This window comes from uncultured Campylobacter sp. (genome assembly GCF_905371695.1).
Lineage (GTDB): Bacteria > Campylobacterota > Campylobacteria > Campylobacterales > Campylobacteraceae > Campylobacter_A.
In genome coordinates, this window is sequence record NZ_CAJPMA010000044.1 from 1 (window position 1) to 13,195 (window position 13,195).

A 13,195-nucleotide genomic window follows, 5' to 3' on the forward strand; every position below is an offset into this window, starting at 1 on the left:
GTAGTCTTTCAAATACGCGCCGTAAAATCTAGCCTCGCCCTTAAAATCGCTCGTTTTTCCTAGAAGTTTTAGTCTGAAATGCCCGCCTTCAAAGCTTTGTATATTAAAAATAGAGTTAACAAACTCGCCCGTAACGTCCGTCGCGTCTAACTCCAAGCTTTTACCCTCTTTTAGCGGCTTAATCGCAAGTCCCAAGCGACCCTGCTTAGGAAAACCGTTAAGCGCCAGCGCGTCGCCGTTTTTAGCGACTTCAAAACGCTCGAAAGGCAGCGTGCGGTTTAGATCGGACAAGATTAGCTTCGCGTCATTGGCGTATAAATTTAGCGCGAAATTTTGCTCGTTTTTACTCGTGGAGTTAGTCTCGCTAATTAAATCAAGCCCGCTAGTATAAATATTTACCGCGCCGTTTTTTACGTCGAAATTTAGCGCCTTGCTCGCCGTCTGCCCGCTTACGTCGCCGCCTTTTACTAAAATTTTAAAATCGTCGCTTTCGTAAGGCGAGCCGTCTTTTTTAACGAACGGTAGGCTAAATTTTCCTCCCGCCGCTTCTATCTCAAAGTCTTTAAAATCGCTCGTTTTTACGCTGATAAAGCTTATTTGATTAACGCCGATTTGCTTTAAAAGCGGCGAAAATTTCAGCAGTTCGTTCGCGGCGGGCGCGTAAATTTCGTTTTGCGCTCCCAGCGTTAAGAAAACGCCTAAATTTTGAACGTCGATCTTCGTTTGAGCGCCGCTAAAATCAAGCTTTGCGCTAACGGGCTCGTCTTTAATCTCTAAAATTTTAGCCGCCCCCGCGCTTAGGTCTAAATTTTTAAGCGCGCCCGTAAATTCCCCCGCGCTTTTATTTATATCTATCGCGCCCTTTAAATCGGCGTTAAAAAAATCCATCCCGAAGCCGCGCGCGTCGATTTTTAAAAGGTCTGAATTTATTAAATCCACCTCCGCGCTTTTCGCGCTAAATTTCGCGCCGCTAATGTTAAGCCTAGGCTCGCCGGTTAAAAATTTGCCGTTTGCTAGAACTTCGCCGGAGCTAAAATCTATATCAAGCCGCAGCGCGCCGTCCGTTTTGCCGCTCGTTTGCGTTACGGGCACTACGATATCGTAGGCTTTTAAAATGTCGTTAATCGCGCCGTCGTAGTTGGTTTTGCTCTTTAAATTTAGCGTAAGTCCCGCCCTCTCGCCGAACATTTCGTAGATCGTCAAATTCGATCCTTCAAGCGTCTTACCTTTATAGCTAGGCTTTACTAGCTCAAAGCTTAAATTTCCCTCTTTTAATTCGATGTTTGCGGATTCTACGTCCGCCGCGGGTAATTTAGGATGAAATTTTACATTTAAATTTTTAGCCGATCCGCTCGCGTTTAGATCGTTTAAAAAAAATTCGCTTTTTGCGAGGTCTACTTTACCGTTAAGCTCGCTAATCTCGTAATCTTGCGCGATTATATAGCCGTAAATCCAATTTTTTATCTCGCTATCAAGTCCCGTTTTTCTCGCCAGCGCGTCCATGAAATTTTTAAGCGAACCCGCGCGAACGTTTTTGGCTTTATAAATTACTCGCTCTTTTAGCATTTCTACTTCGACGCCGCCCGTTAGCTCGTAACTTGAAATTTCCCCCTTAAAAGCGTATTTTTGCGCTTTAAAATTCGCGCTTCCCGCACCTTTAATACTTACGTTAAAATCTTTAAATTCTAAGCCTTTTATAATAATCTCGTCCGTATTTTCGCTAGTTTGACTCGCAAATTCCAAATCGACGGCGAAATTTGGGCTATCTACGAAAAAGACGTTGTCTTTAAATAAAATTTTATACTCGCTATCTCCGAGCTGTACGCTTTTAAGCTCTATCTCGCTAAAAAGCCTATCTATCCAAAGCGCTTTTTTGCTAAGACCTAGCAGATACTCGCCCGAATTTTTCTCGTTAGACGCGGCGGAGGGTCTAGGCAGCTTAATTTTTTGCGCCCTTACAATTAGTTTTTTATCTAGTTTTATGTATAATCGCTGCAAATTCACGCCGCCCAGATCTAGCGCGTCGATTTTTATTCCGTATTTTAAAAGTATAAGAAACGAAAGTATCAAGATGATAAAAAATTTTATAAAAAATCCGTATCTAGCTATTTTTTTCGATATTTTAGTCATTTTTTCCCTAAGCGTTTTCGTATATTTAGCTCGTCCCATCGCCACTAGCAAGGTCGTTTTTATCCCAAAAGGCGGCGTGGGCGAAATTATATCTTATTTAGCTAATCGCAACTTTAACGTCGGCCCCGTCGATCGCTACGCCATTTATCTCATCGGTCGCCCGCAATCGGGATGGATAGATATGCAAGGCGGCGAGCTTGCCAGGATCGATTTTTTAAAGCGCCTTACTACGGCGAAAGCCGCAATGACGCAAATTACGCTAATTCCAGGCGAAACGCGCATAGTGTTTTTAAATCAAATAGCTTCCGAGCTAAATTTAGACGCTAAAATTTTAAACGAGCAATACGAAGCGCTTGCGCCGCTTCCAGACGGCTTTTTAACGCCTAATACCTATAAAATTCCGCTAGGCATCAGCGAGCGTCATCTGGCTTATTATCTGGTAAATTCCTCCAAAAAAGCCCACGAGGAGCTAGCGCGCAAAATTTACGGTGAGTTCGACGAAAAAAGATGGTTTAAAATTTTAACTATCGCTTCGGTTATCCAAAAAGAAGCCGCAAACGAAGCTGAAATGCCAACGGTCGCTTCCGTCATCTACAACCGCCTAAATAAAGGCATGCGCTTGCAAATGGACGGAACGCTAAATTACGGCGTTTATTCGCACGAGGCGGTAACCGCGGAGCGCATCCGCACCGATATGAGCGAGTTTAACACTTACCTTAACGACGGCTTGCCTCCGACTCCCGTTTGCGCCGTCAGCATAGCCGCGATAAAAGCCGCGATAAATCCTGCGAATACGGAGTTTTTATATTTCGTGCTGGACAGGAAAACGGGTAAACATAAATTCGCCAAAACCTTAGCCGAGCATAATCAAAACGTAGCGGCGCAAAGGTAAAATTTGGCTAAAATTCGCGATTTTACAACTATTCTTAATCAAACTTTGGCTAAATTTTATCCAAAATTTCGGAGGCTTAAATGAGGGAAATAATCTGGACGAAAACCGACGAAGCTCCGCTTCTTGCTAGCTACTCGCTGCTGCCGATTTTGCGTTTATTCTTAGGAAGCGCGGGCATCGATCTAAAAATAGCCGACATTTCGCTAGCGGGGCGAATTCTGGCGAAATTTAACCTAGTTAACGACGATTTAAAGGCTCTGGGCGAGCTTACGCAAAGCCCCTTTGCCAACATAATAAAACTTCCAAATATCTCCGCTACGATCCCGCAGCTAACCGCCGCTATCGCAGAGCTTCGCGCGAAAGGTTACGATCTGCCCGAATTTACGCAAACGCCCGCAAGCGACGAGCAGAAAAAAATAGCCGAAAAATACGCTAGCGTGCTCGGAAGCGCGGTAAACCCTGTGCTTCGCGAAGGCAACTCCGATCGCCGCGTAGCGCCCGCGGTAAAGGCATACGCCCGCGCGAACCCGCACGATAACGGCAAATGGAGCAAAGACGTAAAAACCCGCGTCGCGCATATGGACGGGGGCGATTTTTACGAGAACGAACGCAGCGTTACGGCGGACGCGGACGACGTTTTTAGCGTAAAATTTTGCTCAAAAAGCGGCTGCGCGAGACTAAAAGAAATTAACGTCCAAAAAGGTGAGATAATCGACGCGACTATTTTAAGCGCGGGCAAATTGCGGGAATTTTACGCGGAGGCTTTTGAAGCGGCTCGGCGCGAGGATTTGCTAATTAGCCTGCATTTAAAAGCCACGATGATGAAGGTAAGCGACCCAGAAATTTTCGCTCGCGCGCTTGAAGTTTATTTTGCGGAAATTTTTAGCGATTACGGTGAGGCGCTGGATTCTTGCGGCGCGAAGGCCAAAAATGGGCTAAAAGATATGTTTGAAAAAATTTCTACGCTAACTAAGCCCGTTCGAGACGAAATTTTAGCGAAATTTGGCGAAATTTTAGCCCGCAAAGCGCAAATCGCAATGGTAGACAGCGAGCGCGGAATTAGCAATTTTCACATCCCAAACGACGTCATCATCGACGCTTCTATGCCCGCTCTTTTAAGAAATTCAGGGCGTATGAAAGATAAAGACGGACGATTTAAAGAGACGCTAGCGATCATTCCCGATCGCACCTACGCGACGCTTTACGAAGCGGCGATTAAAAATTTAAAAGAGCGCGGCGCAATCGACGCAGCGAGCGCGGGCAGCGTAGCTAACGTCGGATTAATGGCTAAAAAAGCCGAAGAGTACGGCAGCCACGATAAAACTTTTATCGCCGGCGAGGACGGGGAATTTAAGGTCTTTAACGCCAAAAAAGAGGAAATTTTTAAATTCCGCGCGCAAAAGGGCGATATTTTTAGGATGACGCAGACTAAGGAAGACGCCGTGCGAAGCTGGCTAGATTTGGCACTTGAAAGAGCGAAAATTACGAGCGAACCGCTAATTTTTTGGCTTGACGAAAACCGCGCGCACGATAGAGAAATTTTAGCTAAATTTAAAGCTCGCGAGGGCGAATTTATCGCGGCGGGCGCGGAATTTGAAATATTAGATTACGCAAGCGCCTGCGAAAAAACGCTAAATTTAATCCGCGAAGGCAAAAACGTAATTAGCGTTACCGGCAACGTTTTGCGCGATTATTTGACCGATTTGTTCCCGATTTTAGAGCTAGCGAGCAGTGCGAAAATGCTCTCTATCGTGCCGCTATTAAACGGGGGCGGGCTTTACGAGACGGGCGCGGGCGGGACCGCGCCGATGCTGGCTAGGGAATTTATAGAAAAAAATCACCTTAGCTGGGATAGTCTGGGCGAGTATTTGGCGCTGGGCGCGTCTCTAGAAAAATTTGCGCTTAAAAATAACGATAAAAACGCGAAAATTTTAGCCTCCGCGCTTGATGAAGCCATCGGCGAATATCTAACGCACAAGCGCTCGCCTAGCCCTAAAATAGGCGAACCCGACGCTAGAACGAGTCATTATTATCTAGCACTTTACTGGGCTAGAGCGCTTGGTGGCTCTAAAAGCGAAAACGAAAGCCCAGGCGCTAAATTCGAGCAAATAGCGCGCGAATTAGAGCGAAACGAGGAGCGAATTTTAAGCGAGCTAAACGCGAGACAAGGCGAGGCGGCGGCGCTAGGCGGATACTTTTCTTTAAACGACGAGGCGGCTACGCGCGCTATGCGCCCGAGCCCTACACTAAATAAAATAATAGGTTGAAACGATGAAAATAGGAATAATAGGCGCCGGAAACGTCGGCGCGAGTATAGCTTACGCGCTAGCGATGCGCGGAACGTGCGATCAAATCGCTCTTGTGGACATTTTTGCGGACGTAGCGCGCGCAAAAGCGATAGACGTATCGCAAGCGGCATGCGTATTTACTGGCGAGTCTAGCGCTACGGGGGGCGACGATTTCGCGCTTTTAAAAGGGGCGGACGTCGTAATAATAACGGCCGGCAGCCCGCGTAAAGAGGGCCAAACGCGCGAGGATTTATTGCTAAAAAACGCGGTCGTCGTGCGTTCTAGCGCGCAAAATATAGCAAAATTTGCGCCTGATGCCGTGATTATCGTGGTTACCAATCCGCTTGACGCGATGGTCTGGGTCGCTCGGGAGGCTAGCGGTTTTGACAAAGCTCGCGTAATCGGAATGGCGGGCGAGCTAGATAGCGCCAGATGCCGTTTTGAAGCCGCGGCGATTAGCGGGCTTAAAGCTAGCGAGATTAGCGCGAAGGTAATCGGCGCGCACAATGATAAAATGATCGTAGCGCGGCAAAACGTAAGCGCGGAATTTAGCGCGGACGAGTTTGAAATTTTAAAGCAAGAAACGGCTAACGGCGGCGCTAAAATCGTAAAACTGCTCGGCACTTCGGCGTATTACGCGCCTGCTGCGGGCGTAGTAAAAATTTGCGAGGCGATCAAATTGGCGCGAAATTACGAGGCGGACGCGGCAAACGCGCGCGCTGGCGGCGAAAATTTGAGCGTGAAAACCTTATGCGCTAGCGTAATATTAGGCGACGAGCTAGCCTGCGGGCGCGAAATAAGACTAAACTCGCGCGGCGTGAGCGAGATATTAAAGCCTAATTTAGACGCGAAAGAGGCGGAAAATTTAGCGCAAAGCGAGGCCGAAATTTCAAAAAATATCAAATTTTTAAAAGAAAATTTGCGATGAATATACACGAATACCAGGCTAAGCGAATTTTTAAAGACTATGGTATAAACGTAGCTAACGGCGCAGTCTGCGAAAATTTGGAGCAAGCGGCGTTTGCCCTGGGACTTTTAAACAAAGGCGCGACGGGCGAAGATTTTAACGGCGAAAATTTAGGCGCGAGTTTGCCTTTAAATGGCGAAATTTTCGCCGTAAAAGCGCAAATTCACGCGGGCGGTAGAGCCCTTGCGGGCGGAGTAAAACTGGTAAAGGGCAAAGAGCGGGCCTTGCAGACGGCAAAAGAGCTGCTGCGATCGCGGCTAATCACGCCCCAAACGCCTCCTAGCGGACTTCCCGTAGATAAAATTTACGTCGAAGAGGCGCTAAAATTTAACCGCGAAATTTATCTAAGCCTGGCTTTTGACAGAAACGCCGAGCGCCTAGCTTTAATCGTCTCAAAACAAGGCGGAACGAGCGTCGAACAAATAGCTAGCGAGCATCCTGAGTTTATTAAAAACGTAAGTATCGATCCGCAAATCGGGCTTTGCGACTTTCACGCGCAAGAGCTCGTTAAATTTTTAGAACTCGATAAAGAGCGGTTTTTAAAATTTTACGATTTGCTCGGCAAAATTTATAAAATTTACGTAGAAAAAGACGCGAATTTAATAGAAATCAATCCGCTCGTGCAAACGGACGAAGGCGAATTTTACGCGATGGACGCAAAGATTAGCTTTGACGATAGCGCGCTCTTTCGCCGCCCAGAGATCGCGGCGCTCGCAGACCCCGCTCAAAGCGACGCGAGCGAGAACGTAGCAAAATCGCAAAGGCTAAATTACGTAAAACTTGACGGCAACGTCGGCTGCGTCGTAAACGGCGCGGGGCTTGCGATGGCTACGATGGATATTATTAAAGAGCTAGGCGGCAAGGCGGCGAACTTCCTAGACGTGGGCGGCGGCGCGACCAGCGAAGGCGTAGCGCGGGCGTTCGGGCTAATTTTAAAAGACGAGCGCGTGCGGGTAATTTTCGTAAATATTTTCGGCGGCATCGTCCGCTGCGACCGCATCGCGCAAGGTATCTTGCAAGCATGCGAGAGCCTAAATTTACGCGTCCCCGTAGTCATCAGGCTAGACGGCACGAACGCGGAGGCGGCGCGCGAAATTTTGCGAAATTCGGGACTAAAAGGGCTGCATACGAGCGAAAATTTACTAGACGGCGCGAAGCTCGCCGTATCGCTAGCCAAGGCGAATTTAGGTGAAATTTTAAGCGACGGCGAAAATTCGGGCGGCGCGCCCTTTCAGAACGCTTTTAAAGGCGAAAAATGAGCATTTTAATAGATAAAAACACTCGCGTAATCGTGCAGGGCATTACGGGCAAAGAAGGTGGCTTTCATACACAAAGCTGCCTAGAATACGGCACCAAAATCGTAGCGGGCGTTACGCCGTTTAAAGGCGGTCAAACGCATCTTGGCGTTCCCGTATTTAATAGCGTAAAAGAGGCTAGGCAAAGCACGGGCGCGGAAGTTAGCGTTATTTTCGTGCCGGCGGCGTTTTGCGCTCGCGCGATAATCGAAGCCGCGGACGCGGGCGTAAAGCTTTGCGTAGTAATCACCGAGCACGTCCCTATACTTGATATGCTAGCGGCGAAATCCTACGCTACAAAGCGTGGTATGAAGATAGTAGGGCCTAATTGCCCGGGCATCATAAGCGCCGATGAGTGCAAAATAGGCATCATGCCCGCAAACGTCTTTAAAAAAGGCGAAATAAACGTAGGCATCGTCTCGAAATCGGGCACTCTAACCTACGAAGCGGCCAATCAAATCCAAAAAGCGGGCTTTGGCGTAAGCACGGCGGTAGGCATCGGCGGCGACGCGGTGATAGGGCTAGCCTACGACGAGCTTTTAGAAGAATTCGCAAAAGACGAGGACACGAGCGCGGTCGTGATGATCGGCGAAATAGGCGGCGAGCTAGAAAGTAAGGCTGCGGCGCGCATTAAGGATTTAAATAAGCCCGTCGTAGCCTTCATAGCAGGGGCTAGCGCCCCCAAAGGCCGTAAAATGGGGCACGCCGGAGCGATAATAAATTCTTCAAACGCAAGCGCGGAAGCGAAGTATGAAAATTTAGCGGGCTGCGGCGCTCATATCGTAAGAAATCCCGCTAAAATCGGCGAAAAATTACGCGAAATTTACGAAGAAGGAAAATTTTATGTTAGTAATTGAAAATGCGCCCGTCTGGGTAGACGAGAGCCGCTGTAAGGCCTGTGACGTCTGCGTGAGCTACTGCCCCGCGGGCGTGCTGGCTATGCGCGTGGAGCCGCATGCGGTGCTAGGCAAAATGATAGAAGTCGTATATCCGCACGCCTGTATCGGGTGTCGCGACTGCGAGCTGCATTGCCCGGACTTTGCGATTTACGTAGCGGATAAGGGCTTTAAATTCGCCAAATTAACCGCCGAAAGCAAAGAACGCGCGGCGGCGGTAAAAGCGAATAAATTTCAAAAATTAAAGGCTTAAAAATGCAAAATTTTACCTGTAAATTTTTTTCTTTAAAGCGCGAAAATTTTAGCCGCGTCGCGACGCGAAAGGACGCGCTATGAGAGAGCTGATAGCTACCGGAAACGAACTGGTCGCAAGAGCGGCGGTCGAGTGCGGATGTAACTTTTTCGGCGGTTATCCGATCACGCCTAGCAGCGAGATCGCTCACGAGCTAAGCGTACTGCTGCCGCGCGCTGGCGGGACGTTTATCCAAATGGAAGACGAGATAGCGGGCATTAGCGTAGCTCTGGGCGCGGCGATGAGCGGGGCTAAGGCTATGACGGCAAGCTCCGGTCCCGGCATATCGTTAAAAGCCGAGCAGATCGGGCTAGGCTTTATCGCCGAAGTGCCGCTCGTTATAGTAAACGTAATGCGCGGCGGCCCTAGCACGGGGCTTCCTACTCGCGTGGCGCAGGGCGATATCTTGCAAGCTAAAAACCCCACTCACGGCGACGTAAATATGATCGTGCTAGCCCCTAGCAGCCTACGCGAATGCTACGAAACGACAGTACACGCGTTTAATCTCGCCGCGCGGTTTATGACGCCCGTAATGCTGCTTTTAGACGAAACGATCGGACATATGCAAGCAAAGGTAAGTTTACCTGAAATTTCGGAGCTTAAAATCGCTCGCCGCGCGAAATTTACGGGCGAGCCTAGCGAATATAAGCCATATAAAGCAGCATCCGACGAACCCGCGACGCTAAATCCGTTTTTTACCGGCTACCGCTACCACGTAACAGGGCTTCACCACGGCGAAACCGGCTTTCCGACCGAGGACGGCGAGATAGTGGCTAAAAACATCGCGAGGCTTTTTAATAAAATCGACGCGCATACGGACGAGATAGAAATTTACGAAAATTTTATGACGCAAGACGCCGAAATTTGTATTATCGCCTACGGCAGCGTCGCGCTAGCCGCAAAGCAGGCGGTGTTAAATTTGCGCGAAAAAGGCGTAAAAATAGGGCTGTTTAAGCCCGTTTCGCTATTTCCCGCGCCCGCGCAAAAGCTGCGCGAAATCGCGGCGAAATTTAGCAAAATTTTAATCTGCGAGCTAAATTTGGGTCAATACGCGGGAGAAATTCGAAAAATCACTCTAAAAGCGGACTTGGCTACGCTATTTAAAGCAAACGGCAGACCGATCAGTCCTAGCGAGATAGAGGCCGCGGTAAAAGAAAATTTCGGAGAAAACTATGGCATTTAACTACGATAAATATCTGCGAACCGACAAGATGCCCACGCTGTGGTGCTGGGGCTGCGGCGACGGCGTAATACTAAAAAGCGTAATACGCGCCGTAGACGAGCTGGGCTGGGATATGAACGACGTTTGCGTGGTATCTGGTATCGGGTGCAGCGGGCGATTTTCGAGTTACGTTAATTGCAACACCGTCCACACCACGCACGGCCGCGCTATCGCTTACGCTACGGGTATAAAGCTGGCAAACCCGAGCAAGCACGTAATCGTAATCACGGGCGACGGCGACGGACTAGCCATAGGCGGCAACCACACTATCCACGGCTGTCGCCGAAATATCGGGCTAAATCATATCTTAATCAACAACTTTATCTATGCGCTCACCAACTCGCAAACCAGCCCGACTACGCCGCGCGGATTTTGGACGGTGACGGCGCAATACGGAAACGTAGATCCCAGCTTTGATGCTTGCGAGCTGGCTATCGCGGCGGGAGCGAGCTTCGTAGCGCGCGAGAGCGTGATAAATCCCGAACGGCTAACCAAACTTTTCGTAGAGGGCTTTAAGCACGACGGATATAGTTTTTTCGACGTATTTTCAAACTGCCACGTAAATCTGGGCCGTAAAAATAAAATGGGCGAGGCGACGCAAAATTTAGAATGGATCAAATCCCGCCTTGCTAATAAAGCAAAATTTGACGCCATGAGCGAGGATGAGCGAGCCGGGCTATTTCCGGCGGGAGTACTGCACCAAAGCGAGCGCACGGAATACACCAAAGCCTACGCGCGCGTAATCGCCGCGGCGAAAAACGGCGAAAAGATCGATTTCGGAGAGCTAAAATGAAAAAACAATTGCGTTTCGTGGGCGTAGGCGGGCAGGGCGTCATCTTAGCGGGCGAAATTTTAGCCGCCGCAAAAATAGAAGCGGGCGGATACGGCGTCAAGGCCTCGACCTACACGTCGCAAGTGCGAGGGGGGCCGACCAAGGTCGATATTATCCTAGACGAGCGGGAAATTTTATATCCTTACGCAAACGAAGGCGAGATAGATTTTATGCTAGCCACCGCGCAAAAAAGCTACGACGCGTTTAAAAGCGGCGTGAAAGAGGGCGGCAAGGTAGTGATCGAGCCAAATCTCGTACAAGCGAGCGAAGAAGATCGCAAGCGCTGGCAAATTTTTGAAATTCCGATCATTTCAGTCGCCAAAGACGAAGTCGGCAACGTCATCACTCAAAGCGTAGTGGCGCTGGGCGTAGCCGTAGCTATGAGCGAATGCCTAGACGAAGCCGTCGTGCGCGCCAGCATGCTCTCTCACGTACCCGCCAAGGTGCGCGAAGCAAACGAAAAAGCCTACGAGCTAGGATTAAAATACGCAAAAGCCGCGTTAAACGCTAAATAATCTAGCGCGCTTTGCTTTTTGCGGTCTAAAATTTTAGCGCTAATATTATTTTGATTTGTAAAATTTAGCTTAATAAGAGTAAAATCCTCCAAAATTTTAAAAGGAGCGAAAATGGCTAAAATAGGTATTTTCTACGCTAGCGGCAAAGGCGACACGAAAAAAGCGTGCGAGTATTTGGCGAGTAAAATAGGAGGCGAGCTAATCGCGGTTAAAGAGGCAAACGGCGAAGACTTCGAGAAATACGACGTTTTGATTTTGGCTAGCCCCAGCTACGATTTCGCCGAGCTTCACGGCGACTGGAAGGCAAAGCTGGGCGCGCTAAAATCGGCGAATTTAAGCGGGAAATTAGTCGCGCTCGTAGGCGTAGGCAATCAAGAACGCCACCCGGACAGCTTCGTCGGCGGTATCGTAGACTTCCTTCCTTGCGTAAAAGACGCGCGGCTAGTCGGCGAAAGCGAGAAAGATGGATACGATTTTAAATACTCGCAAGCTTTCATCGGCGGCAAATTCATCGGTTTAGCGCTAGATACCAAGGGCGATGCGAATTACGAAGCGCGAATCGATAAGTGGGTGAGTCTGCTAAATCCCGAAATTTACATTTTTAGATAATTAAATCGGTGGCCTAGCGGTTTAGATTTCGGCGCCTAAATTTTAGTGGTACGCCGAAATTTAGATTTAAAGTGCTTAAATTTTACCCGAGCGCGACTGCGTTAATCTTGCTTGTAAAATATGCGCACCGCGTATTTATTGCTTAAAAAGCGAATTTTCTCTCAAATTTAAACGCAAAAACGCAAGCGAAAATTATTCGGCGCCGCTTTAAAAATAGCTAAAATAAAACGCAACATTTACGCATTAAAGCGTCCTAATAAATCAAATCGTCGCATTTATTTTATAAAATACGCGAAATCTTATGTATTATTTTATGAAATTTACTAAAAATTTCCGCTCGTTTTCGCATTCCATCGCCGAGCTCATTAGGCAAATCCCGTCCGCTCCCGCATTTACCGCAAGAGGGAAATTTTGCTCGTTTATACCGCCCAGCGCGTAAATTTTAGGATTTCTCCCGTTAAAATTTACGTATTTTAACGACGAGATCAGCCGTTCGCCTTTTGGCGCCTCGCCCGCCTTGCAACCGGTCTTAAAGATATGCGAAGCCACCAAAATATCGGCGATCTTACTTGAAATTCGCGCCTGAGCTAAATCGTGCGCGGGCGCGTAAATTTTAGCATTCGGATTTAGTTTTTTAAAATTTAAAAGCTCGGCTAGGCTAAAATTTCGGCCCTTAGACGCGTCACTCGAAATTTTAGCCTGCTCGTATTCTAAATTTTCGCCGCATCCTAGCTCTTTTGCTAAGCCCGCAAGCTGCGCAGAGGTAAGCCAAAACGAAGCGCCCAATTTAACCGCCGCGCCAAAAAAATGATTTACGATAAATTCGCGCTTAAATTCAGAGCAAATGTCGCGAACTTTTACCGCTAGATCGTAAAATTTAGCCTCGTCAAGTTTTTTTGCGCGAAGCAAAATTTCATCGGCTCCCGCCTCGCAAAGACGTTCTATTCGGCCCAAAAAATCATGAGCGCAAATTTCGGGCGCCGCGATAATTAAAATTTTCATTTCTTACCTTTTGTTTTTAAATTAGCGCCTCGCGCCTATTTACGACGTAAAAATCGCAAAATTTTACGTTCGAATTTTAAATATGCGGCAACGAACGAAAGCGATTTCAAGCGCGATCCGACGGATTTATAAGTAAACCCGCAATACTCGCGGTAGGACTAGCTTTTATAAAAACGCTCGCAAGAACGAGAACTTTAAAAGTTGCCGCCAACGGCGCGCCGAGCGCAAATTTAAGCAAAATATCGCGGCTAGGGC

11 protein-coding genes and 1 pseudogene are annotated in these 13,195 nt (G+C 48.2%); 10 read left to right on the plus strand and 2 right to left on the minus strand.

The window, feature by feature from the left end; genetic code table 11:
* On the minus strand, positions 1 to 2,130 hold a 2,130-nt coding region (locus QZ147_RS05245), incomplete at its 3' end, for an AsmA-like C-terminal domain-containing protein (RefSeq protein ID WP_295147815.1).
* Between QZ147_RS05245 and mltG the strand changes: the two genes are divergently transcribed.
* From mltG to QZ147_RS05295, 10 genes and pseudogenes are all read left to right on the plus strand, one after another.
* Positions 2,072 to 3,022, plus strand: a complete 951-nt coding sequence (gene mltG, locus QZ147_RS05250) for an endolytic transglycosylase MltG (protein WP_295147817.1) — start codon at positions 2,072 to 2,074, stop codon at positions 3,020 to 3,022. The two genes, QZ147_RS05245 and mltG, sit on opposite strands and share 59 nt — an antisense overlap.
* A gap of 80 nt (positions 3,023 to 3,102) precedes the next feature.
* On the plus strand, positions 3,103 to 5,289 hold the full coding sequence (locus QZ147_RS05255) for an NADP-dependent isocitrate dehydrogenase (RefSeq protein ID WP_295147819.1): 2,187 nt from the start codon (positions 3,103 to 3,105) through the stop codon (positions 5,287 to 5,289).
* Positions 5,290 to 5,293: 4 nt separating this feature from the next.
* The gene (locus QZ147_RS05260; protein WP_295147820.1) at positions 5,294 to 6,238 is read left to right on the plus strand and encodes a malate dehydrogenase; all 945 of its coding nucleotides are present in this window, start codon (positions 5,294 to 5,296) and stop codon (positions 6,236 to 6,238) included.
* A pseudogene (sucC, locus tag QZ147_RS05265) lies at positions 6,235 to 7,449 on the plus strand (ADP-forming succinate--CoA ligase subunit beta); the annotation flags it as partial. The gene QZ147_RS05260 and the pseudogene sucC, both read left to right, overlap by 4 nt.
* A gap of 83 nt (positions 7,450 to 7,532) precedes the next feature.
* Complete coding sequence (gene sucD, locus QZ147_RS05270) at positions 7,533 to 8,429, plus strand: succinate--CoA ligase subunit alpha (protein ID WP_295147822.1); 897 nt, start codon at positions 7,533 to 7,535, stop codon at positions 8,427 to 8,429.
* A complete protein-coding gene (locus tag QZ147_RS05275; protein WP_295147825.1) occupies positions 8,416 to 8,721 on the plus strand; it encodes a 4Fe-4S binding protein in 306 nt (101 codons plus the stop codon). The genes sucD and QZ147_RS05275 overlap by 14 nt, the downstream gene beginning before the upstream one ends.
* 79 nt (positions 8,722 to 8,800) lie before the next feature.
* The gene (locus QZ147_RS05280; protein ID WP_295147828.1) at positions 8,801 to 9,943 is read left to right on the plus strand and encodes a 2-oxoglutarate synthase subunit alpha; all 1,143 of its coding nucleotides are present in this window, start codon (positions 8,801 to 8,803) and stop codon (positions 9,941 to 9,943) included.
* Positions 9,933 to 10,775, plus strand: coding sequence for a 2-oxoglutarate ferredoxin oxidoreductase subunit beta (locus tag QZ147_RS05285; RefSeq protein ID WP_295147830.1), 843 nt, complete (start codon positions 9,933 to 9,935; stop codon positions 10,773 to 10,775). Before QZ147_RS05280 ends, QZ147_RS05285 begins: the two co-directional genes overlap by 11 nt.
* Positions 10,772 to 11,329: a 2-oxoacid:acceptor oxidoreductase family protein gene (locus QZ147_RS05290; RefSeq protein WP_295147833.1), complete on the plus strand. Its 558-nt coding sequence runs from the start codon at positions 10,772 to 10,774 to the stop codon at positions 11,327 to 11,329. Before QZ147_RS05285 ends, QZ147_RS05290 begins: the two co-directional genes overlap by 4 nt.
* A gap of 111 nt (positions 11,330 to 11,440) precedes the next feature.
* Complete coding sequence (locus QZ147_RS05295) at positions 11,441 to 11,938, plus strand: flavodoxin domain-containing protein (protein WP_295147835.1); 498 nt, start codon at positions 11,441 to 11,443, stop codon at positions 11,936 to 11,938.
* 306 nt (positions 11,939 to 12,244) lie between these two features.
* Here the strand turns inward: QZ147_RS05295 and QZ147_RS05300 are convergent, their stop codons facing one another.
* Positions 12,245 to 12,940, minus strand: a complete 696-nt coding sequence (locus QZ147_RS05300) for a thiamine phosphate synthase (protein ID WP_295147838.1) — start codon at positions 12,938 to 12,940, stop codon at positions 12,245 to 12,247.
* Between the last annotated feature and the right edge of the window lie 255 nt (positions 12,941 to 13,195).